The organism is Micromonospora sp. KLBMP9576, from assembly GCF_050941805.1.
Lineage (GTDB): Bacteria > Actinomycetota > Actinomycetes > Mycobacteriales > Micromonosporaceae > Micromonospora.
Map to the genome: position 1 here is coordinate 4,268,366 of NZ_CP194567.1, position 20,861 is coordinate 4,289,226.

Annotated in this window: 20 protein-coding genes; 6 read left to right on the plus strand and 14 right to left on the minus strand. The window is 73.0% G+C overall.

Translation table 11 applies throughout. The annotated features are described in order from the left end of the window. The first annotated feature begins 96 nt into the window (after positions 1-96). Positions 97-2,010, plus strand: coding sequence for an anthranilate synthase family protein (locus tag ACQ452_RS18615; protein ID WP_433386300.1), 1,914 nt, complete (start codon positions 97-99; stop codon positions 2,008-2,010). 85 nt (positions 2,011-2,095) lie between these two features. On the opposite strand, the gene wrbA is transcribed toward ACQ452_RS18615, so the two are convergent. Both wrbA and ACQ452_RS18625 read right to left on the minus strand, forming a co-directional pair. Further along, on the minus strand, positions 2,096-2,713 hold the full coding sequence (gene wrbA, locus ACQ452_RS18620; protein ID WP_433386302.1) for an NAD(P)H:quinone oxidoreductase: 618 nt from the start codon (positions 2,711-2,713) through the stop codon (positions 2,096-2,098). 24 nt (positions 2,714-2,737) lie between these two features. Beyond that, positions 2,738-3,127, minus strand: a complete 390-nt coding sequence (locus ACQ452_RS18625) for a DUF4190 domain-containing protein (protein ID WP_433386304.1) — start codon at positions 3,125-3,127, stop codon at positions 2,738-2,740. A gap of 127 nt (positions 3,128-3,254) precedes the next feature. Between ACQ452_RS18625 and ACQ452_RS18630 the strand changes: the two genes are divergently transcribed. Continuing rightward, the gene (locus tag ACQ452_RS18630) at positions 3,255-4,364 is read left to right on the plus strand and encodes a winged helix DNA-binding domain-containing protein (protein WP_433386306.1); all 1,110 of its coding nucleotides are present in this window, start codon (positions 3,255-3,257) and stop codon (positions 4,362-4,364) included. Between the two features lie 124 nt (positions 4,365-4,488). Here ACQ452_RS18630 and ACQ452_RS18635 read toward each other — a convergent pair whose 3' ends face one another. The 4 genes from ACQ452_RS18635 to ACQ452_RS18650 are packed head-to-tail and all read right to left on the minus strand — an operon-like array spanning position 4,489 to position 8,820. Beyond that, the gene (locus ACQ452_RS18635) at positions 4,489-5,694 is read right to left on the minus strand and encodes an ABC transporter ATP-binding protein (RefSeq protein WP_433386308.1); all 1,206 of its coding nucleotides are present in this window, start codon (positions 5,692-5,694) and stop codon (positions 4,489-4,491) included. A gap of 9 nt (positions 5,695-5,703) precedes the next feature. Beyond that, positions 5,704-6,540, minus strand: coding sequence for a carbohydrate ABC transporter permease (locus ACQ452_RS18640; RefSeq protein ID WP_433386310.1), 837 nt, complete (start codon positions 6,538-6,540; stop codon positions 5,704-5,706). Position 6,541: 1 nt separating this feature from the next. After that, complete coding sequence (locus ACQ452_RS18645; protein ID WP_433386312.1) at positions 6,542-7,537, minus strand: carbohydrate ABC transporter permease; 996 nt, start codon at positions 7,535-7,537, stop codon at positions 6,542-6,544. Continuing rightward, entirely contained in the window at positions 7,534-8,820 is a 1,287-nt protein-coding gene (locus tag ACQ452_RS18650; RefSeq protein WP_433386314.1) for an ABC transporter substrate-binding protein, read from the minus strand. Before ACQ452_RS18650 ends, ACQ452_RS18645 begins: the two co-directional genes overlap by 4 nt. 231 nt (positions 8,821-9,051) lie before the next feature. Here ACQ452_RS18650 and ACQ452_RS18655 point away from each other — a divergent pair, with 231 nt between their 5' ends. The 3 genes from ACQ452_RS18655 (at position 9,052) to ACQ452_RS18665 (ending at position 10,959) form a co-directional block, all read left to right on the plus strand. After that, a complete protein-coding gene (locus tag ACQ452_RS18655) occupies positions 9,052-9,630 on the plus strand; it encodes a DsbA family protein (RefSeq protein WP_433386316.1) in 579 nt (192 codons plus the stop codon). A gap of 95 nt (positions 9,631-9,725) precedes the next feature. After that, a complete protein-coding gene (locus ACQ452_RS18660; RefSeq protein WP_433386318.1) occupies positions 9,726-10,457 on the plus strand; it encodes a VOC family protein in 732 nt (243 codons plus the stop codon). Between the two features lie 226 nt (positions 10,458-10,683). After that, entirely contained in the window at positions 10,684-10,959 is a 276-nt protein-coding gene (locus tag ACQ452_RS18665; protein ID WP_433386319.1) for a hypothetical protein, read from the plus strand. Positions 10,960-11,096: 137 nt separating this feature from the next. On the opposite strand, the gene ACQ452_RS18670 is transcribed toward ACQ452_RS18665, so the two are convergent. The 3 genes from ACQ452_RS18670 to ACQ452_RS18680 form a co-directional block, all read right to left on the minus strand. After that, a complete protein-coding gene (locus ACQ452_RS18670; protein ID WP_433386321.1) occupies positions 11,097-11,846 on the minus strand; it encodes a hypothetical protein in 750 nt (249 codons plus the stop codon). Between the two features lie 939 nt (positions 11,847-12,785). Continuing rightward, complete coding sequence (locus tag ACQ452_RS18675) at positions 12,786-13,523, minus strand: isocitrate lyase/PEP mutase family protein (RefSeq protein ID WP_433386323.1); 738 nt, start codon at positions 13,521-13,523, stop codon at positions 12,786-12,788. Next, the gene (locus ACQ452_RS18680; protein WP_433386325.1) at positions 13,520-14,182 is read right to left on the minus strand and encodes a hypothetical protein; all 663 of its coding nucleotides are present in this window, start codon (positions 14,180-14,182) and stop codon (positions 13,520-13,522) included. Before ACQ452_RS18680 ends, ACQ452_RS18675 begins: the two co-directional genes overlap by 4 nt. A gap of 63 nt (positions 14,183-14,245) precedes the next feature. On the opposite strand from ACQ452_RS18680, the gene ACQ452_RS18685 reads away from it, so the two are divergent. Continuing rightward, positions 14,246-14,944, plus strand: a complete 699-nt coding sequence (locus ACQ452_RS18685) for an ArsR/SmtB family transcription factor (protein WP_433386327.1) — start codon at positions 14,246-14,248, stop codon at positions 14,942-14,944. Between the two features lie 10 nt (positions 14,945-14,954). Here the strand turns inward: ACQ452_RS18685 and ACQ452_RS18690 are convergent, their stop codons facing one another. The 5 genes from ACQ452_RS18690 to ACQ452_RS18710 form a co-directional block, all read right to left on the minus strand. Then, on the minus strand, positions 14,955-15,251 hold the full coding sequence (locus ACQ452_RS18690) for an NIPSNAP family protein (protein WP_433386329.1): 297 nt from the start codon (positions 15,249-15,251) through the stop codon (positions 14,955-14,957). 112 nt (positions 15,252-15,363) lie between these two features. Beyond that, entirely contained in the window at positions 15,364-16,197 is an 834-nt protein-coding gene (locus ACQ452_RS18695) for a MerR family transcriptional regulator (protein WP_433386331.1), read from the minus strand. Between the two features lie 480 nt (positions 16,198-16,677). Then, positions 16,678-17,385, minus strand: a complete 708-nt coding sequence (locus ACQ452_RS18700) for an HAD family hydrolase (protein WP_433386333.1) — start codon at positions 17,383-17,385, stop codon at positions 16,678-16,680. Positions 17,386-17,477: 92 nt separating this feature from the next. Continuing rightward, positions 17,478-18,050 (minus strand): TetR/AcrR family transcriptional regulator, encoded by a 573-nt coding sequence (locus ACQ452_RS18705; RefSeq protein WP_433386335.1) that lies wholly within the window; start codon positions 18,048-18,050, stop codon positions 17,478-17,480. 75 nt (positions 18,051-18,125) lie between these two features. After that, entirely contained in the window at positions 18,126-20,786 is a 2,661-nt protein-coding gene (locus ACQ452_RS18710; RefSeq protein WP_433386337.1) for an MGH1-like glycoside hydrolase domain-containing protein, read from the minus strand. Positions 20,787-20,861 lie beyond the last annotated feature (75 nt).

The window sequence follows — 20,861 nt, forward strand, 5'->3', positions numbered from 1 at the left end:
GCGTAGCTTCCCACGCGGCCGCCCGACGAGGCGGCCGCCGGTCTCTCCCCGGCCCTCCCGGTCGCCCCACCGGACGCCGCCCGGCCGAGGAGACCCATGACCCACCTGACCGAGTTGCTCGCCGCCGTCGCCGACGGCGTCGACCCCGGCCCGTTCGCGCTCGTGCGCGGCGAGGGCGGCACCCACCTGGAGCTGTTCACCGGCCCGGTACGCGCGGCGGACCGGCTCGCCGACCTCCCGCTGCCCGACGGGGCGCCCGGCCCGCGGACCCTGGCGCTGGTGCCCTACCGGCAGATCACCGAGCGGGGTTTCGCCTGCGTCGACGACGGTGTTCCGCTGGAGTTCCTGGAGATCGTCGGGCACGAGCGAATCGCCCTGTCCGAGGCGCTCGCGGCCCTGCCCGACGTGCCCGTGCGCACCGCCGACGCCGCCTTCGACGTCGCCGACGACGAGTACGCCGCGACCGTCGCCCGGGTGCTCGCCGACGAGATCGGGCGGGGCGAGGGCGCCAACTTCGTCATCCATCGCTGCCTGCGCGCCACCGTGCAGGGCGACCCGCTGGTCGCCGCGCTCGCCGCCCTGCGCCGGCTGCTGGTGGCCGAGCGGGGGGCGTACTGGACGTTCCTGGTGCACACCGGCACCCGGATCCTGGTCGGGGCGAGCCCGGAGCGGCACGTCAGCGTCCACGACGGCCTGGTCATGATGAACCCGATCAGCGGCACCTTCCGGCACACCGGCACGGCCGCCGACCGGAGCGCGTTGCTGCGTTTCCTCGCCGACCCCAAGGAGGTCGAGGAGCTGTACATGGTGCTCGACGAGGAGCTGAAGATGATGGCCACGGTCGCCGAGCACGGCGGCCAGGTGGTGGGGCCGTACCTCAAGGAGATGTCCCACCTGGCCCACACGGAGTACCTGCTCGCGGGACGCGGCACGAGGGACGTGCGGGAGGTGCTGCGGGAGACCATGTTCGCGCCGACCGTCACCGGCAGCCCGATGGAGAACGCCTGCCGGGTCATCGCCCGGCACGAGCGCACCGGGCGGCGCTACTACGCGGGGGTGCTGGCGCTGCTGGGCCGCGACGACGCTGGCCGGCAGACCCTGGACGCGCCGATCCTGATCCGCACCGCCGAGATCTCCCCCGCCGGTGCGCTGCGGGTGCCCGTCGGGGCGACGCTGGTGCGGCACTCGACGACCGAGGGCGAGGTGGCCGAGACGCACGCCAAGGCGGCCGGCGTGCTCGCCGCGCTGGGCCTCGGCCCGCAGGCGCCCGCCACCGGCGCGGAACCCGCCGTACGCCTCGCCGACGACCCGGCGGTGCGGGCCGCGCTGGCCGCGCGCAACGCGCCGCTGGCCCGGTTCTGGCTGGAGCAGCGCTCGCCGGATGCCGGCGGGCCACCCGGGCTGACCGGCCGGCGGGTGCTGATCGTCGACGGTGAGGACACCTTCACCGGCATGCTGGCCCACCAGTTGGGCGCGCTCGGCCTGGCCGTGACGCTGCGGCCGTGGCACGCCGCCGGCCCGGTGCACGCCCACGACCTGGTGGTGGTCGGCCCCGGTCCGGGCGACCCGGGCAGCACGACCGCGCCGAAGCAGCGCGCGATGCGCACCCTGCTCGCCGGGCTGCTCGCCGAGGGCCGGCCCACCCTGGCCGTCTGCCTGGGCCACCAGTTGCTCGCCGGCCTGCTCGGGCTGGCGTCGCACCGCCGGGACGCGCCCTACCAGGGGCTCCAGCGGGAGGTGGACCTCTTCGGCACGCGCCGCCGGGTCGGCTTCTACGCCACCTTCACGGCGCGCGCCGACGTCGACCGGCTGGTGACCCCGTACGGCCCGGTGGAGCTGGCCCGTGACCCGGCGGACGGGGCCGTGCACGCGCTGCGCGGGCGGGGGTTCGCGGGGGTGCAGTTCCACCCCGAGTCGGTGCTCAGCCCCGACGGCCTGGCCGTCCTCGCCGACCTGCTGAGCGGGCTGCTGCCGGCCGGGCGGCTGTCGGGGGCGGCGGACCACGCATAGTCGCGACGGCCGGGGGTAGGGGTGCTGCGACCGGCGGTCCGCACGGGTCGAGAGCCCCCGCCCGGACCGCCGGTCGCCACCGGGCTCAGCCGGCCAGGCCCGCCTTCAGCGCCGCGCCGATCAGCACCGCCCGCCTCGCGGTCAGCGCGGTGGCGCCCAGCGCGATGTCGTCCGGCGCCGTCTCACCGTTGTTGCTGGTGTGCGAGGCGCCGTAGGGGTTGCCGGCGACGAACTGGCTCGGGTCGGTGTAGCCGGGCGTCACCACGATTCCGCCCCAGTGGTAGAAGACGTTGAACATGGACAGCAGGGTCGCTTCCTGGCCGCCGTGCGAGGTGGCCGTCGAACAGAAGGCGGAATAGACCTTGTTCGCCAGCGCGCCCCGCGACCACAGCGGCCCGGTGGTGTCCATGAACTGCTTGAGCTGGGCGGCCATCACGCCGTACCGGGTCGGGGTCCCGAAGATCACCACGTCGGCCCAGGACAGGTCGTCCGGTTCCGCCTCCATGACGTCCTGGGTCTCCAGGCGGTGCGCCTGCCAGCCCGAGTTGGAGCGGATCGCCTCGTCCGGCGCCAGCTCGCGGACCTTGCGCAGCCGCACCTCCGCACCCGCCTCGCCGGCGGCTTCGCACGCCGCCTGCGCCATCTGGTACGTGATGCCGGTGGCGCTGTAGTAGATCACCGCGACCTTGGTCTGGGCAGCCATCGGGTGTTCCCTCCTCACGTCGGGTCAGTTGTCGAGGCGGTCGCGCAGGTCGTCGACCTTCTCCTGGATCCGGTCCACGCCGCTCTCGTTGTTGAGAAAGGTGCTGATCCCGGCGGCGAAGGCCAGCCCGATCAGCACCGCCAGGGCGCTGAGCACCAGGCCACCGATCGCCACACCCCGGCCGGTCACCCCGGGCCGGGCGGCCATCTTGAGCCCGACGATGCCCAGGATCACGCCGATGACGCCGAGCAGCAGACCGATCCAGGACAGGATCACGGTCAGCACGCTGATCAGCGCGGCCACCCCGAACACCAGTGCGAAGGCGGCGGCGGCGCTGGTCTTCGCGGTCGGCCCGCGACGGCCGGCACGGCCCGGTACGCCGGCACCCCGGGCCGGTTCGCTGGACGCGGTCATGTCGCTCCCTTCGGGCGCGCGGACGGCGCGCCTGCTGGCCGGCCGCTTTCCCGCTGCCGCGACGGTCATGCGTCGGATGTCGGGGGTCGGCCCTAGGCTGGGGCCTCACCTGACCCGGAGGAGCGCCATGCCCGCGCAGTTGACCGGGCGCGAGGCGCTCGCGCTACGGATGACCAGCCTGCTGCTTCGCCCGCACCCCACGGTGTGCCCGGGCGGGGTGGCGGGCGTGGTGGAGTGGTTCGGGGCCATGCAGGCGCAGGACCTGGCCAGCGGCATGTGGTCGCTCGGGGCGCGGCTGCCGGCGCTCGGGCACGCCGACGTGCACGCCGCGCTGGAACGCCGGGAGGCGATGCGCACCTGGCCGATGCGGGGCACTGTGCACCTCGTGCCGCCCCGCGACGCCCGCTGGATGCTGGAGCTGACAGGCGTGCGCTCGCTGGCCACCGTCACGGCCCGCCGCGCGCAACTCGGGCTGCCCGAGGCCGACGCGGAACGCGCGCTCGACGTGCTCGGCGTCGCGCTGGCCGGCGGCGGCCGGCTCACCCGCACGCACTGCCTGGCCGCGCTGCGGGCGGCCGGCATCGACACCGGCGGCCAGCGCGGCTACCACCTGCTCTGGTACGCGAGCGTGCGCGGCGTCACCTGCCTGGCACCCAACGTGGGCACCGAACAGACCTTCGCCCTGCTCGACGAGTGGGCGCCCGACCCGCGCCGGCCGGAGCGGGACGAGGCGCTGGCGACCCTCGCCCTGCGCTACGTGCGCGGGCACGGGCCGGTCACCGCCCGGGAGTTCGCCGGCTGGACGGGGCTGACGCTCACCGACGCGCGCCGGGGCTTCGCGGCGGCCGGCGACGCCCTGACCGTGGTGCGGGTCGACGGGCAGGAGGCGCTGGTCGACGCGGCCCTGCTCGACGCGCCCCGGGAGCCGGTCGACGACCTGCTGGTGCTGCCCGGCTTCGACGAATACCTGCTGGGCTTCAAGGACCGTTCGCTGATGCTGGATCCCGCCCACGCCGACGCGATCGTGCCGGGGCGCAACGGCGTCTTCCGGGCCACGGTCGTCCACGACGGGCGGGTCGTGGGCACCTGGAAGCGCGTGGTCGGCAGGACCCGGGCGACGGTCACGGTGTTCCCGCTGGTGCCCCTCGACGAGCGGAGCCGGGCCCGCGTCGCGGGCGCGCTGGGCCGCTACGCCGACTTCCTGGGCCTGCCGCTTGACATCGACTGGCCCGGCTGACCCCGGGCACGACGCGACCGTCGTGACCAGGAGGGCCGTCCACTCACCGCGACCAGCCGTCCCGCCGCTGACACGGCGGCGGGCGGGTGGATCGGTGCGAACCACCCGCCCGGTGCGGCGTACGTCAGTCGGCGAGCGCGCCGGCCGCCCGGCCCTCGTGCAGGGTGAGGTTGCGCCCGTTGGACGGGTCGAACAGGTGGATCTTCTCCAGGTTGAACCAGACCCGCCGGGTCTGGCCCTCCTCGACCGGGGACTCGGCCGACAGCCGGGTCACCAGGCTGGTGCCGCCGCCGCTGAAGTCGGCGCCGGCGTCGGCCGCCAGCTCCTCCAGCTCGGCGGCGCTGGCCCGCTCCCCCTCGATGCTGAAGTAGACGTACTTGTCGGAGCCCATCGACTCGACGATGTCGACCGGCGCCTCGAACTCCATGCCCCGGCGGCGGGTGTCGTCGTCGATCAGCGCCGCGTCCTCGAAGTGCTCCGGCCGGACGCCGACGATCAACTCGCGTGGGGCGTCGGCGCCCTCCAGTTCGCGGCGGAGCCGCTCGCCGATCGGCACGTCGCCGAGCGCCGTACGCAGCTTGCCGTCCTCGACGGCGGCGTGCAGGAAGTTCATCGACGGCGAGCCGATGAACCCGGCGACGAAGAGGTTGCGCGGGTGGTCGTACAGCTCCTGCGGGGGGCCGACCTGCTGCACCGCGCCGCCTCGCATGATCACCACGCGGTCGCCGAGGGTCATCGCCTCGGTCTGGTCATGGGTCACGTAGACGGTGGTGGTGCCGAGCTTCTTCTGCAGCCGGGACACGACTGTGCGCATCTGCACGCGCAGCTTGGCGTCGAGGTTGGACAGCGGCTCGTCCATCAGGAACGCCTTGGGCTGCCGGACGATCGCCCGCCCCATCGCCACCCGCTGGCGTTGGCCGCCGGAGAGGTTGGCTGGCTTGCGGTCCAGCAGCGCGGTCAGCTCCAGGACCTTCGCCGCCTCCTCCACCTTCTGGCGGATCGTCTCCTTGTCGAGCTTCGCCAGCCGCAGCGGGAAGGCCATGTTCTCCCGGACGGTCATGTTCGGGTAGAGGGCGTACGACTGGAACACCATGGCGATGTCCCGGTCCCGGGGGGCCTTGTCGTTGACCCGCTGGCCGCCGATGCGCAGCTCGCCGGAGCTGATGTCCTCCAGACCGGCGATCATGTTCAGGGTGGTGGACTTTCCACAACCGGACGGGCCGACGAGGATGACGAACTCGCCGTCGGCGATCTCCAGGTCGACGTCGGCCACCGCGACGGTCCCGTCCGGGAACCTCTTGCTCACCTTGTCGAGCACGATGTCAGCCATGAGTACCACCTATCCCTTGACAGCGCCGGAGGTCAGGCCGGACACGATGCGGCGCTGGAAGAAGAGGACGAACAGGATGATCGGCACGGTGATCACCACGGCGGCGGCGCAGATCGCCCCGGTGGGGTCCTCGAACTGCGACTCGCCGGTGAAGAACGACAGCGCCACCGGCACCGTGCGGGCCCGCTCGGTGGAGGTCAGCGTGATGGCGAAGAGGAAGTCGTTCCAGCAGAAGATGAAGACCAGGATCGCCGTGGTGAACAGCCCCGGCGCGGCCAGCGGGGCGATGACCCGCCGGAACGCCTGGGCCTGGGTGGCGCCGTCCATCTTCGCCGCCTTCTCCAGGTCCCACGGGATCTGCTTGAAGAACGCCGACAGCGTGTAGATCGCCAGGGGCAGCGCGAAGGTGATGTACGGCAGGATCAGGCCCGGCCAGGTGTCGAAGAGGCCGAGCTGCCGCTCGATCTCGAACAGCGGCGACACCAGCGACACCTGCGGGAACATCGCGATCAGCAGGGAGACGCCGACCAGCAGCTTCTTGCCGGGGAAGTCCAGCCGACTGATGGCGTACGCGGCCATGGCGCCGAGCACCACGGCGATCACGGTGGCGATCAGCGCGATGCCGATCGAGTTGAACAGGGCGCGGACGAACTGGTCGGTTTGGAAGATCGACCGGTAGTTGTCCAGCGTCCACTCCTGCGGAATGAACTTCCCGTCGGTCAGGGTCGCCGGCGTCTTGAACGACAGCGACATGATCCAGAGCACCGGGACCAGCGCGAAGACGACCACGATGGCGTCCAGCAGCCCCCAGCGCGCCTTGGCCCGGATGGTGGCGGTGTCAGCCATCTCAGCGCCTCTCCCCGTCGTCGCTGCCGGGAGCAGCGGTACCGAACAGCTTCACGAAGACGAAGGCGATGACCGCCACGGTGAGGAAGATCAGCACCGACATCGTCGACCCGATGCCGAGGTTGAGACCCCGGATCAGGTTGTTGTAGGCGAGCATCGACACCGACGAGGTCTCGTTGCCGCCCGCGGTCAGCACGAAGATGTTGTCGAACACCCGGAACGCGTCCAGGGTGCGGAACAGCAGCGCGACCAGGATCGCCGGCTTCATCACCGGCAGCATCACCTTGGTGAAGCGCTGCCAGGCGGTGGCGCCGTCGGTGGAGGCGGCCTTGAGCAGGTCCTCGGGGACCAGGGCCAGGCCGGCCATCAGCAGCAGCGCCATGAACGGCGTGGTCTTCCAGATCTCGGCCAGCATGATGATCGCCAGCGAGCTGGCCCGCTCGGTCAGCGGCGCGCCGTCGCTGAACAGGTTGGCCAGGTAGCCGGTGCCGGGCGTCCACGCGTACCGCCAGGAGAACGCGGCGACGACCGTGACGATGCCGTACGGGATCAGCGCGGCGGTGCGCACGATGCCCCGGCCGACCAGGGTCCGGTGCATGATCAGCGCCAGGCCCATGCCGAGCGCCAGCTCGATGACGACGGTGACCACCGTGATCAGGGCGGTGACCCCGAACGCCGTCCACCAGAACTCGTTGGTCAGCACGGTGACGTAGTTCTCCAGCCCGACGAACTCGCGCTCGTCGGGGAAGCGCAGGTCGAAGCGCTGCAACGACAGCCAGACCGAATAGATGATCGGGTACGCCGTCACCAGCACCATGACCAGCGCGGCGGGCGCGCAGAGCAGCCAGCCCAGCCGGCGTTCGGCCTTCTTGTTCTCGCTCAGCGGGGCCTTGCGGCCCCCACCGGAGCGCTGGGCCGGCACCCTGGCGTCGCCGCCGGGGCGGGCGGTCTCGTCGGCCGTCACGTCGGCGCCCGCGGGCGTGGCGTTCACGCTCACGGCAGGACCCCCTTCGACTCGAGGGCGTCGGCGATGGCGTCGCGCAGCTCGCCGGCGGTCTGCTCGGGGCGGATCGCCGACGGCGGCGACAACAGCGCCGACATGACGGTGGAGATGCTCTGGTACGCCGGGGTCAGCGGGCGGACCGCCGGCTCCTTGAGCTGTTCGACGATGACGTCCCGCATCGGGTACGCCTCGGCCATCTCCGGCTCGTCGTAGACCCTCTCGATGGTCGGCGGCACGCCGTCGTTGATGGCGGAGAACTTCTGGTTCTTCTCGTTGCGCAGGCACCGGGCCGCCTCGAAGGACTCCTCGGGGTGCTCCGAGTAGGCGCTGACCGCCATGTTGGCCCCGCCGATGGTGACCTTGCTCGGGGTGTTCTCGTCGATGCCGGGGACGCGCGCCCAGCCGACCTGCTTCGCCAGCTCCGGGTTGGCCTCCTGCATCGCCGGGTAGACGAACGGCCAGTTCACCTGGAACGCGCCGTCGCCGGACTGGAACTCCAGCCGCACGGGGTCCTCGGTGGCGTTGCTGAACGACGGTGAGGCCACGCCCGACGTGGCGAACCGCTGGAGCTGCTCCAGCGCCCGCACGGTGCCGGCGTCCATCACGGCCTGCTTGCCGTCGTCGCTGAGGATCTTGCCGCCGGCGCTCTCGGCGAGGGTGTTGTAGAGCACGACCAGGCCCTCGTACTGGGCGCCCATGGTGAGCACCTGGTGCGGCTTGCCCTGCTGCTTCAGCTCCTGCGCCGCGGAGATCATCTGGTCCCACGTCTTCGGCGGCTGCGCCACCAGGTCCTTGCGGTACCAGAGCAGCTGGACGTTGGTGTTCTTCGGCGCCCCGTAGAGCTTGTCCTCGTAGCGGGCGGTCTCCAGGGGGCCGGCGAGGGTACCCCGCTCCACCTCCGCCCGGTCCTGCCCGGTCCACTCCCGGATCCAGCCGGCGCTGGCGAACTCCTGGGTCCAGGTGACATCCAGGCCGAGGACGTCCATGCCGGTGTCCTGCGCGGCCAGCCGACGCACCATCTGCACCCGCTGGTCGTCGGCCTGCCGGGGCAGCACCCGGTAGACGATCTTGTAGCGCCCACCGGCCTGCGCGTTGCAGTCGTCGACCACCCTCTGCATGTTCTGCTCCGGCGGGTGGTACAGGTTGATCGTGGGCGTACCGCCGTCCTCGCCGGAACCACAGGCCGCCGCCATCGGCGCCACCAGCGTCAACGCCGCGGCGGCGGCCACCGCGCGCACGCGTGGCCGCCGCCGGCGGGCCCTGCCAGGGTCGCTCATCGCCCCTCCCCTCGTTTCTGCCAACCGGGGTGAGGGCTCCGCGCCCCGGCGCACGGCGAGCCGCTCGGAGCGGCTGACCAGCGGTTTCGTCGCCCCGGACGTTTCGTGGCACAGACACTGCCCGAGCAGCGCGGGCACGAAACCTGGCGCCGCGGAGACGGGGCCGACAACGCCGCGTGTGCCGTGGGTCACCGTGCTGCGGCCGCCACCGGCGGGCCGTAGTCTCGGCCGATGGACGCCACCTTCTTCTTCGACCCCGCCTGCCCGTGGACCTGGCGCACCTCGCGCTGGCTGGTCGCGGTCGCCGACGCCCGCGGCCTGCGCATCGAGTGGCGGGCGTTCAGCCTGTCCATCCTCAACGCCGGGCAGGTGCCGCCGGAGTACGCCGACGCGATGACGGCATCGAGCCGCGCGCTGCGACTGGTGGAGGCGCTGCGCGCCGAGGGCCGCCACGACGACATCGCGCGGGTCTACGCCGAGATCGGCGCCCGCAGCCACGACGCCGGCAACCCGCTGTCGAGCGGGATCGTGGCCGCGGCCGTCGAGGCGGCCGGCCTGGGTGCCGCGGCGCCGGCCCTCGACGACGACCGCTGGGACGAGGCCGTACGCGAGTCACATGCCCTGGCGTACGCCTCGGCCGGCCCGGACATCGGCGCGCCGGTGCTCATGGTGCCCGGCGCCGAGCGCGGCATCCACGGCCCGATCCTGACCGAGGTGCCGGGCACCGACGACGCGCTGACGATCTGGGACTCGCTGCTCCCGCTGATCCGCATGCCCGCCTTCCACGAGATCAAGCGCGCCCGCCACTGACCCTCGGCGGGGCGGCGTCCGGTCAGGCGCCGGGACGGCCGCCCCGCCCGCTTCCGCCACCGCCGACTCCATGACCGGGGTGGCAGGATGGGCGGATGATCGCGCGATTCAAGGACGTCTGCCTGGACGCGACCGACGCCCGGCAGTTGGGCGGATTCTGGAGCCGGGTGCTCGACGGCGATCTGGTGGACGTCGGCGACGGCGGCGTTCGTATCGTCCCTCGGGCGGCCCGTTCCGACGCGGAGTCGATCTGGGTCGACCCGGTGCCCGAGCCGCGTACGGGCAGGACCCGCGTACACCTCGACCTGCGGTTGGCCGGCGCGGATCCGGCGGCGCTGCTGGCGGCCGGCGCCCGGCTGGTCCGCGAGCCCGACGCGGAGGGCGACAGGTGGGTGCTGGCCGACCCGGACGGCAACCTGTTCTGCGCGTTCCCGCCCCGCGACGGCGCCCGCCCGGGCCCGTTCGCGCTGGTCGTCGACGCGGCGGACCCGGCCGCCCAGGCCGCCTGGTGGGCCGGCGTGACCGGCGGCACGGTCGAGGCGGGCGACACCGGCACCGCGTCGGTGCAGGGCGCGATCGGCGCCGCGTCCGTGGTGGACGCCGCCGGGTTTCCGTGGCGGCGGTGGGTCTTCGAGCCGTTGCCCGAGCGTAAGACGGTCAAGAACCGGCTGCACTGGGACGTCGACCTGACCGACCCGGCGCCAACGGCCCTGGTCGGGGCGGGCGCGACGCTGCTGCGCGAGCCGGACGACGCGATCAGCTGGTGGATCCTCGCCGATCCCGAGGGCAACGAGTTCTGCGCCTTCGCCCCACGCCCCGGCCACTGACCGGCGGGGCCGCCCGACGGGCCGATCCGTACCCGCCCGATCGGTTGATTCTCGCCGAACCTCCTGCTGCCACCCCGGGCGTTGGGCAGGATCGGCCCCAACGAGGAGGCGCCCGTCGTGCCGGGCACCCACGCTGCCGTGCCGACGCCCGGGGCGCGCGGCCTGCCACTGTGGTTTGACCGATTGCCGTCGTGGGGTACCGCGGACGCCGACGAAGGGAGTGCCGATGTCGGAGCCACATGTCACGCTGGACCCTCGCGGTCTGGACCCCGTGCAGCAGAAGCTGCGGGGCCCGCTGGAGGACCAGCTGACCTCGGCGTTGCAGGCCGCCACGGAACGGGTCAGCGCCAGCTACGCCGGCGAGCCGGTCGAGCAGATCTGCCAGCGGCTGCTCGACGAGACCCGCTCCGGGCTGCACCCCGACATCGCCGCCGGGTTCAACCCGGACATGGACGAGTTCTGCCGCGTGGCGGTGGCGATCGTGCGCCGCGAGGGCTCCTGAGACACGCGACATCCGACCGTGCCGGCTCCCGGGCCGGCGCGGTCGACGCGTGTCAGCTCCGACCCACGTGCACCGAGGCGACCCGCACGCTGGCATGTCATGCCCTGGCCGGGGCCGAACGTCGCGGGCTGCGCCCCTCAGGCGGCGCGCGGGTCGACCCGCGCGCCGGTCAACGGGTGTGCCGCCACGGTCGGTACGGCGGCCAGCTCGGCGGCGTACTCCCGGACCAGCGCCGGCAGCAGGTGACCCCCGGGCTCGGTCCGGCGGACCTGGAGCAGGTGGGCGTCGGCCAGGTCGTCCAGGGTGCGGCGCATCCGCGCGGCGGAGATCCCGAGCTGCCGGCCGACCCGCTCGGGCTGGAGCAGGGCGTCGGGCCTCGCGCCGAGCAGAGCGAGCAGCCGCCCGGCCGCCTCGTCGTCGGCGCGGACGGCGGCGACGGCAGTGTCCAGGCTGGCCCGCGCCGACAGGTCCTCGTAGTCCGGCAGGTCCAGCCGCTCCCGCCCGTCGGCGAGCTGACCGACCAGGGTGTCCACCGAGAGCCCCGGTCGGGCCGCCAGGCGGGTGCCGGCGACCCGCAGCGCGAGCACCGATCCGGCACAGAGACGCACCAGCTCGCCGGTGGCCGCCGGGTCGACTGCCAGCCGCTGCGGGCCGGCGAGCGCCGCCAGCAGGTCATGCGCGTCAGCGGCGGCGAGCGGGCGCAGCGGCACCCCCCGTACGCCGTCCAGGCTGCCCAACCGGCGCTGCCCGACCACGATCAGGCCCGGGCCCGGCCCGGCCGGCAGCAGCGGGCGGACCTGGGCGGCGCGGGTGACCCCGTCCACCACGAGCAGCAGCCGTCGACCGGCGACCAACGACCGGAACCAGCCGGCGGGTTCTCGTTCCACCAGTCGCCGCTGACCAGCCGGTGGTACGGATACCGCACCCCCGGGTCGGCCGCGATGCCGTACATGGTCGGGCCGATCGAGTAGACCCCCGTCGGGGTGGTCGGCACGCCCTCCACGTGGTTGTCGCTGAACCCCTTCGACCCGATCCGGGCGGGCAACGCCGCCGACATCCGCCGCCAGTGGCCCAACACCTTCGTGTACGTCTCCGGCGTCGCGTGCGTGGTGGCGTAGCCGTTGCCGCCGACGATGATGACCTGCCTGGTCTGCACCGGCAGCGTCCGCAGCGCGGCGGCGCGGTTGCCCGGCTCGACCCACATACGCCGGTCGGCGGGGTAGCGGCCCGTGGTGGTCGTGCTCCAGGTCGCGTCCCCGGTCGCCGTGGCCGCGCTCGCCGCGGGGGGCGACGAGGGCGGGCGCCACCGCGCCGCTGGCGGCGGCGAGGATGAAGGTCCTCCGCTTCACGCCGGCCAATCTGACAGCCGACCCGATTTCTGATGATCCCTACGCAGCACGGTCTACCCCGATCTCGACGTGGCACCGGGGGTGTGCATCGACCCGAAGGGGTGGTCAGGACCGGGGCCGCAACTCCCCGATCCTGCCCCAGCCGTCCGGCGTGGTGGCGGGCGTCGCCGGATGAGCGCCTCGGCGTGGCACGCCGGGCCCAACATGGTGAGCCCGCCGCCCGCACTCAGCTCCACTGTGCCCGACCGCCGGACTTCGGCACGCCCCCGACCCACCCCGACGGGCCGCGAGCGCCGGATCAGGTTAGGCGTGCGCACCGGTCCGGACAAGGACGATCCGGGCGGGGTTGACGTCAAGGTGGAAAAGCGGCAGGTCGACGTAACGCGGCCCCCGGGGCAGACGCTACTTCCCGTCGAGGCGGCACCACCCGCCTCCCGGCACCGCGGGTCCGGCGGGCGTGCCACCACAGCCGGTGTGTCACGCCGGCGGCGACCAGGCCGCGACCTCGGCGTAGGACGGCAGGTGCGGGCCGATGGTTCGGCCGTCGCGGACGGCCCGCGCGGTGTCCACAGTGGCGGCCAGCGCGGCGCGGAAGAGCAGGGAGCCGGTGCTGATCCGCCGTACCCCCAGCTCCGTCAGCGCGGCGACGGTGTGCCGGCCGGGCAGGAACAGGATGTTGACCGGCACCTCCACCGCCGCCACGACGGCGGCGATGTCGGCGGGCTCCGCCAGGCCGGGGACGAACACCCCGTCGGCGCCGGCGTCCGCATAGCGCCGTACCCGGAGCAGGGTCTCGCTGAGCTCGCCGGTGCGCTGCCAGTGGGTGTCGGTCCGGGCGTTGACGAACAGCCCGGGCACCTCCTGCTTCACCGATCGGATCAACGCCGCGTGCACGGCGGCGGGACGCATGGCGTCCTCCATGTTGACGCCGACCGCCCCGGCCGCCGCGACGGCGACCGCGGCGCCGACCGAACCGGTCTCGATGTCGACGGTGAGGTGCACGGGCAGCTCCGCCAGGCTGCGGGTGAGGCGCAGGGTTTCCGCGTCGGCGGCGCCGACACCGTCGGGCAGGCCACCCGCGGCCGCGACGCCCAGGCTGGTGGTGCCGAGCGCCGCGAAGCCGGCCCCGGCCAGGCAGCGGGCCGACGCGACGTCCCACACGTTCGGCAGCACGAGCGGGTCTCCCAGACGGTGCAGGTCGGCGAAGCTCCTCATCCGAGGTGTCCCCGCACCAGGGCGAGGGCGTGCTCGCGGCCGGGGCAGCGGTGTGCCCCGGCGCCGAACGCCAGGTCGGCCGCCAGGCGCACCCGCACCACCGCACCGGCTTCGACCGGGACGCCGCCGACGGTCGTGGCGACGAGCGCCTGCCGCCTGGTCGTCGGGACCGGTGGGTCGTCGCGCAACACGTCGTCGACGTGTCGGCGCCGGGCGCGTTCGATCAGGGTCATGGTGGGCTGGCAAGCCTGCACGAGCACCCCGATGCGAGCTGCCGTCGGCTCGTCGAAGACGCCACCGCGGGCCGCGACCAACCCGGGAACCGCCGCGTCTGCCCTGGCTTCGTCTCCCGTACCCGGCTGGTATGCCTGCGCGACGTCCCGCACCAGATCGATGACGGGCTCGTCGATGCCCATCTCGAGGGCAAGGGCCGCCACCGGGTCCGTCGCACCATGGCTCCTGAGGGATTCCGGCGCGATCGCGTCGAGGACCGCGACCGCCGACGCGCGTCGGCGCTCGTGGGTCTCTCCGGTGCTGAACCGGCCGACCGTGGCGCGGAGCCAGGCAACGCCAGCGCAGGCGGGTGGGACCGGCGGCACGACGAAGGCCGGGTCGGTAAGCACGGCGAGGGCGGCATCGTGGTCGTTGATCTGGCGCATGGGGCGAAACTACGGCCCGGACGCTTCGGCAGCGGCCGAACGGACGGGACCTAGGCTGCAGGGGTGACTTCCGCCGCGGACCTGGCGTCGCTCGCGGCGCTGCTGGCCGACCGGACGCGGGCGGCCATGTGCCTGGCGCTGCTCGACGGCCGCGCGTGGACCGCCGGGGAGTTGGCCGCCCACGCCCGCGTCGCGCCCTCCACCGCGACCGAGCACCTGCACCGCCTCATCGACGGCGGGCTGCTCGTCGAGCGACGCCAGGGCCGGCACCGCTACGTGCAACTCGCCGACGCGTCCGTCGCGCAACTCCTCGAGGACCTGGCGGGCCGGATCGAGCGCCCTGCGGCCTCGCCGCGCGGGCTGCGGGCCGTCACCGCCAGCACGGCCCTACAACGGGGTCGTACCTGCTACGACCACCTCGCCGGGCGGCTCGGCGTGGCGGTGACCGACGCGATGACCGCCGCCGGGTTGCTGGAGCAGACCGGCGGCTTCGCCCTCACCTCGGCCGGCCTGGCCTGGCTGACCGACGCACTGGGCCTGAGCCCGGAGAGCCTGCGGCCCGGCGGACGCCCCCTCGCCCGCGGCTGCCTCGACTGGACGGAACGGCGGCAGCACCTCGCCGGGCTGGCCGGCGCGAGGGTGTGCGAGACGTTCCTCGGCAACGGCTGGGTGGTGCGCATCGGGTCCGGTCGGGCGGTGCGGCTCACGCCGGCCGGAAAGGTGGCGGTGCACGACCTGTTGGGGCTCTCCGGCATCGATTGACGGTGGACGGTCAGTCAGTCGGCAGGAGCGGGCGCATGAACGTGCGCTCGTACCGGGCGACGCAGCCCGAATCGTCGCGAATACGATCAGCCGCGAGGAACTCCGGGTCGGTGCCGAAGCGGGCGCGATAACGCTCGTAGACGGCCAGGCTCTCGAAGCTGAACAACGCTTCGGCCTGGTCGCTCGCCCCCTCGGCGGGCAGGAAGTAGCCGTGGTGCACGCCACCATGCTTGGCCACCAGCCGCATCCACGCCCGGGCGAAGCGTTCGAAGTCCTCGATCTTGGCCGGATCGATGGTGTAGCGCACGACACAAGTGATCATGCCTGCGTCAACGCCCCGCCGCCGGTCGCTGTTCCTCAGCGGGAACGGGATCGGGCCCCGCGCGAGTCGCAGATCCAACCTGTGGCCCGCAGCCTGGTCACTGCGGTCGTCGTTCGACAGGGGCACCGGTCAGGACACCGTCGTCATGGACCTCGTGGCGCAGTCGCGCGAGGTTCACGAACGCCTCGCCGTCGAGCGGGGCTGCGTTGAGCAGGCGCAGGATCACCGTGCAGTACTTGGCCATGGTGTTGCGCCCCGGCATGAAGATCGACAGCTCGTCGTACGCCTCCTGTTCCTGCACCAGGAGTTCGGCGGGCAGCGCCACCAGCGCCTCCTCGGGCGCGACCACCGGAACCTTGACCATCCAGAAGGGCCCCTCGCCGTCGAGGACGCGGCGGTCCTGTTCCTGGGTCTCGATCGCCAGGCTCCGCCACGGCCTGCCCAGCGTCGTGACGCCGCCCTCCCGCACGGTCTTCACCAGCTCGGTCAGGGTCGCCTCGATGAGGGTTTCGGCCTCGTCCCACTCCCGGGCGTCACGTCCACGAGGTGTGCCGTGCACCAGCTTGGCCACCACGGTCATCGCCGGCACCCGTCGCAACCGGGGTTCCGGCTGCGCGTCGAAGACCGCACGAGCCGCCTGGATCGCCTCGTCCTGGGCGGTGCGCTGGCGACGTACCTCGTCGCCGTGCCGGACGAGCAGGGCAGCCGCGCGGTCCGGTTCGTCGAGGGCCTGCCGGACGAGCTTGACGCTCATCCCCGTGTCCCGCAGGAGGGTGATCAGCATGGCCCGTTCCACCTGCTCGAAGGCGTACGAGCGGTAGCCGGTGCGCTCGTCGACCTCGGCGGGCACGAGCAGGCCCTCGGCATGGTAGAAGCGCAGGGCCTGGGGCGAGAGGTGGCACATCTCGCTGAACTCGCTGATCGACAACATGACACCAGGTTGCCCCCTCCACCAACCGCAAGGACAAGACCCGCACCGCGAAACGCGTCACAGGGGAACCGCCCGGCATCACCGGCCGTGCGGTTCCCCCGTGCTCATGGTCCCGTCCTGGTCGGCGCCGACCCACGCCACGTGGCCGTCCGGCTGAGTGCGCTGATCGCCGGCTCAGCGGACCCGGTCGTAGACGAGCGCCAGCGTGCCGTGCGCGCCTGCTTCCTGGCTGGCCAGCGCCCACCGCCCTGCCGGGCAGGCCGTCGTCGAAGAGGCGCGGGCCACCGCCGCGGAAGACCGGAAAGACCGTCAACGTCAACACCATCGAACTGACGCCGGTCGCGCAGAGCGTCGCGCCCTTGCAGGTGCACCGCCAGCCGGGCTGACCGGCCCGGCGGTGCGGCGGTGCGGCGGCCCGCCGCTGCGGTGTGGCGGTGTGGCGGTGCGGCGGTTTCCGGTCGGGAGCCGGACTGCTGCGCCTCAGAAGTGGTGCAGCAGTTCGGGGAAGGCCGACAGCCGCAGCACGCCCGGGTCGGTCGGGTCCAGCTCGTCGTGCTCCAGCACCCAGGTGTTGTCGTTGGGGATGAACACGGCGTTCAGCCCGGCGGCGCGGGCGGGCCGGATGTCGGACTTCGGGGAGTTGCCGACCATCCAGGTGACGGCCGGGTCGACGCCGTGCTCCCGGGTCAGCCACCGGTAGGTCTCGACGTCCTTCTCCGGCACGATGTGCGCGGCCCGGAAGTGGTGCAGCAGCCCGCAGGCGTCGAGCTTGCGCTGCTGTTCCTCGCGCTCGCCCTTCGTGAGCAACAGCAGGTCGTGGCGGGTGCCCAGGGCGTCCAGCGCCTCGGCCACCCCGGGCATCAGCTCCACCTGGTGCGCGACCAGGGCCGCCGCCAGGCCGTCGATCTCGCGCCGCTCCGCCTCCGTGGCGGGCCGCTGGCGCAGCCGCTCCAGACACTCGGCCAGGCTGCGCAGGAACACCTTGCTGCCGTAGCCGTGCGCGTCCGCGTTGGCCCGCTCGATGTCGTCCAGGATGGCCCGGGTCTCGGCCCGGTCGAGGGTCGGATGGTCCAGCCACTCCAGGAAGTCGTCGATCACCCGCTCGAACAGGACGTTGTTCTCCCAGAGCGTGTCGTCGGCGTCGAAGACGAGCACCTGCCCGTCGCGCCGGCCGGTCGCGTACCCCATGGTTTTCCTCCCCCTGGTGTCGGCGGGGGCCACGATACTGGGCGGCGTCGGCCCCGGCAGGCGATTTTGCGCGCTGTCGGCGGGCGTCCGACTCACGGGCCGGCGAGCAGTCTTGCCATGATCATGTCCTCGCGCTGTTCCTGCTTGTCGGGGCGCAACCGCCCGCCCCGGGTGAGCATGACCGTGCCGTGCAGCAGCGCCCAGCCCAGTTCCGCGAGCGTGTCGGGATCGCGGCCGGCGGCCAGTGGCGACAGCGCGGCACGCAACTCGGCGAAGGCGGCCCGGGGCGCGCCCGGGCCCGGATCGCGGCCCAGGGTGAGGTCCGCGGTGTGGGCGAGCATCGCGTCGTACACCTCGGGATTGGCGTACGCGAAATCCAGGTAGGCGGCCACCACCGCCGGCCAGTCTCCGCGTCCGGCGGCGGTGGCGCGGGCCGCGGCGAGCACCGTGGCCAGGTCGGCGAAGCCGCGCACCGCCACGGCGGACATGAGCGCGGCCTGGTCCGGGAAGCGGCGGTAGAGGGCCTCGATGTCGACGCCGGCCCGCTCGGCCAGCCGGCGGTGGGTCGCCGCCACCCAGCCCTCGGCCTCGGCCAACTCCCGGGCGGCGAGGACGACGCGCTCCCGATCGCCCGGTTCGGCGTCTGCTCCGTCTGCTGGCGACACCCCGTCGATGCTAGCGAGCGTCACCGCCCGTGAGGGCATCGCGACGGATTGACGACTCTGCGGCGAACCGCCCGGCTAGCGGCGCAGGGTGAGGATCAGGTCGGCGACCAGGGCCGTCCAGCCCGTCTGGTGCCAGGCCCCCAGCCCGGCGCCGTTGTCGCCGTGGAAATACTCGGGGAAGGAGATCAGGTCCCGCCAGTCCGGGTGGGTCTGGAAGAGTTGGGCGGCGCCGTAGATCGGCCGCCGCCCCCAGCCGTCCCGGGTGAACAGCGAGATCAGCCGGGCGGAGAGGTCGTCGGCGATCTCGTCGAGGGTCCGCTTCACCCCGGAGTGCGTCGGATACTCCACCCGCAGGTCGTCGCCGTAGAAGGCCGCGTAGTCGCGCAGCGCGCTGATCAGCAGGAAGTTGGTCGGCATCCAGATCGGGCCGCGCCAGTTCGAGTTGCCGCCGAACAGGCCGCTGGTCGACTCGGCCGGCTCGTAGCCGACGCTGAACTCCTGGCCGCCGAGGGTCACCGAGAACGGCTTGTCGAGATGCGCGCGCGACAGCGTGCGCAGGCCGTACTCGGAGAGGAACTCGTCGGGATCGAGCATCCGGGCGAGCAGCCGGACGATCTGCTCCGGACCGACCATGGAGAGCAGCCGGTGCTGGCGGCCGTCGGGCCCGAGCCGCCGGGTGCCGATCACGTCGGCGTACTCGGGCCGGTTGGTCAGGAACCAGCGCAGCCGGGCGCTCAGCTCCGGCAACCGGTGCAGGGTGCGGGCGGTGAGTCGGGTCGTCGCGGCCAGCGGCAGCAGGCCGACCACCGAGCGGACCCTCAGGGGCACCTTCGTGCCGTCGGCGAGCCGCAGCACGTCGTAGAAGAACGCGTCCTCGGCGTCCCACAGCCCCTGCTCGTACGCGGCGGCGGCGATGTAGGCGAAGTGCTCGAAGAACTTGGTGGCGGTGTCGACCCAGGTGCGGTCGTGCTCGGCCAGCACGACGGCGATGTCGAGCAGGTTGAGCGCGTACATGGCCATCCAGCCCGTGCCGTCGGACTGCTCCAGCACGCCGGCCACCGGCAGCGCCGCCGAACGGTCGAACGGGCCGACGTTGTCCAGCCCGAGGAAGCCGCCCTCGAAGACGTTGTTGCCGCCGGTGTCCTTGCGGTTGACCCACCAGGTGAAGTTGAGCAGCAGCTTGTGCATCACCCGGGCCAGGAACTCGTGGTCCCGACCGCCGTCGATCTCGAAGACCTTCAGCGCCGCCCACGCGTGCACCGGTGGGTTCACGTCGCCGAACGCCCACTCGTACGCGGGGATCTGGCCGTTGGGATGCAGGTACCACTCGCGCAGCAGGAGCAGCAGTTGCTCCTTGGCGAAACCGGGGTCGACCCGGGCGATGCTGACGCAGTGGAAGGCCAGGTCCCAGGCCGCGTACCAGGGGTACTCCCACGGGTCCGGCATGGAGATCACGTCGAAGCTCGTCATGTGCCACCAGGCGCTGTTGCGCCCGTGCCGGCGCCCGGACGGCGGTGCCGAGCCGGGATCGCCCTCCAGCCAGCGCTTGACGTCGAAGTGGTAGAACTGCTTGCCCCACATCAGCCCGGCGAAGGCCTGCCGGGCGACCAGGGTCTCGTCCGGGGTCGCCGCGGCCGGGATCACCCCGGCGAAGAACCGGTTCGCCTCCGCCCGGCGGGCCCACACCACCGCGTCGAAGCCGTCGCCCAGGTCCGCGGGCGGCGGCGGGGCGGCGGCCGGCGGCGGGGCGGTACGGGTCAGCCGCAGCCGGATGCGCCGCTGCGCCCCGGCCGGCACGTCCAGCACGTAGTGCAGCGCGCCCTTGGTGCCCTCCCGGGCCGGGTTGACCGTCGGGGCCCCGTCGACCACGTGGTCGTTGATGCCGTCCTTCGGGTAGCGGGAGCGGCCGGGCAGCCCCCAGAGCCGCTCGGCGTTGCTGTCGTTGTCGCAGAGCAGCGGCGTGGGCTCGCCGTCGCCCTCCAGCAGCAGTTGGCCCAGCACCCGGTGCTCGCCGACGAGCCGCGACCCCTCGCCGACCAGTCGGGGCACCCGGTCACCGCCGGGCAGCCCCCACGCCCAGGTGTTGCGGAACCACAGGGTGGGCAGCACGTGCAGGGTGGCCGCCCGGTCGCCCCGGTTGGCGACGGTGACGACGACGCACATGTCCGTGGGGGTCGCCTTGGCGTAGTCGACGGTCACCGCCCAGTACCTGTCGTCGTCGAAGATGCCGGTGTCGACCAGCTCGTACTCGGTGTCGTCCCGGCCGCGCAGCGCGTTGACCGCGACGAGTTCGTCGTACGGGAAGGCGGTCTGGGGGTAGTGGTACCGCCAGCGCATCCACGAGTGGGTGGGGGTGGAGTCCTCGTAGAACCAGTATTCCTTGGCGTCCTCGCCGTGGTTGCCGCTGTCGCCGCCGAGGCCGAACATCCGCTCCTTGAGGATCGGGTCCCTGCCGTTCCACAGGGCGAGGGCGAAGCAGAACGTCTGCCGCTCGTCGCAGACCCCGGCCATGCCGTCCTCGCTCCACCGGTAGGCTCGCGACCGCGCGTGGTCGTGCGGGAAGTAGTCCCAGGCCGTACCGTGCTCGCTGTAGTCCTCCCGTACCGTCCCCCACGCCCGCTCGGACAGATAGGGACCCCATGCGCGCCAGTCCTGCTCCCCGGCGTCGGCCTGAGCCAGCCGGAGCCGTTCGGGGTCGGGCGCGGTGTCGTCGGGGGTCGGCGCGTCGGTGATCACTCGCACATCTTCGACGCCGGCGGGGGACTTCACCAAGGGAGCCGTTCTCGTCGTGGCGTGTTACACGCCGCCGCC

What these genes read in the sequence shown, in the direction of transcription:
- ACQ452_RS18635 (WP_433386308.1), bottom strand. Translation starts at nt 5,694, where the DNA reads ATGGCTGACATCGTGCTCGACAAGGTGAGCAAGAGGTTCCCGGACGGG.
- ACQ452_RS18695 (WP_433386331.1), bottom strand. Translation starts at nt 16,197, where the DNA reads ATGTTGTCGATCAGCGAGTTCAGCGAGATGTGCCACCTCTCGCCCCAG.
- ACQ452_RS18655 (WP_433386316.1), top strand. Translation starts at nt 9,052, where the DNA reads ATGGACGCCACCTTCTTCTTCGACCCCGCCTGCCCGTGGACCTGGCGC.
- ACQ452_RS18675 (WP_433386323.1), bottom strand. Translation starts at nt 13,523, where the DNA reads ATGAGGAGCTTCGCCGACCTGCACCGTCTGGGAGACCCGCTCGTGCTG.
- wrbA (WP_433386302.1), bottom strand. Translation starts at nt 2,713, where the DNA reads ATGGCTGCCCAGACCAAGGTCGCGGTGATCTACTACAGCGCCACCGGC.
- ACQ452_RS18630 (WP_433386306.1), top strand. Translation starts at nt 3,255, where the DNA reads ATGCCCGCGCAGTTGACCGGGCGCGAGGCGCTCGCGCTACGGATGACC.
- ACQ452_RS18660 (WP_433386318.1), top strand. Translation starts at nt 9,726, where the DNA reads ATGATCGCGCGATTCAAGGACGTCTGCCTGGACGCGACCGACGCCCGG.
- ACQ452_RS18665 (WP_433386319.1), top strand. Translation starts at nt 10,684, where the DNA reads ATGTCGGAGCCACATGTCACGCTGGACCCTCGCGGTCTGGACCCCGTG.
- ACQ452_RS18700 (WP_433386333.1), bottom strand. Translation starts at nt 17,385, where the DNA reads ATGGGGTACGCGACCGGCCGGCGCGACGGGCAGGTGCTCGTCTTCGAC.
- ACQ452_RS18625 (WP_433386304.1), bottom strand. Translation starts at nt 3,127, where the DNA reads ATGACCGCGTCCAGCGAACCGGCCCGGGGTGCCGGCGTACCGGGCCGT.
- ACQ452_RS18650 (WP_433386314.1), bottom strand. Translation starts at nt 8,820, where the DNA reads ATGAGCGACCCTGGCAGGGCCCGCCGGCGGCGGCCACGCGTGCGCGCG.
- ACQ452_RS18680 (WP_433386325.1), bottom strand. Translation starts at nt 14,182, where the DNA reads ATGCGCCAGATCAACGACCACGATGCCGCCCTCGCCGTGCTTACCGAC.
- ACQ452_RS18640 (WP_433386310.1), bottom strand. Translation starts at nt 6,540, where the DNA reads ATGGCTGACACCGCCACCATCCGGGCCAAGGCGCGCTGGGGGCTGCTG.
- ACQ452_RS18615 (WP_433386300.1), top strand. Translation starts at nt 97, where the DNA reads ATGACCCACCTGACCGAGTTGCTCGCCGCCGTCGCCGACGGCGTCGAC.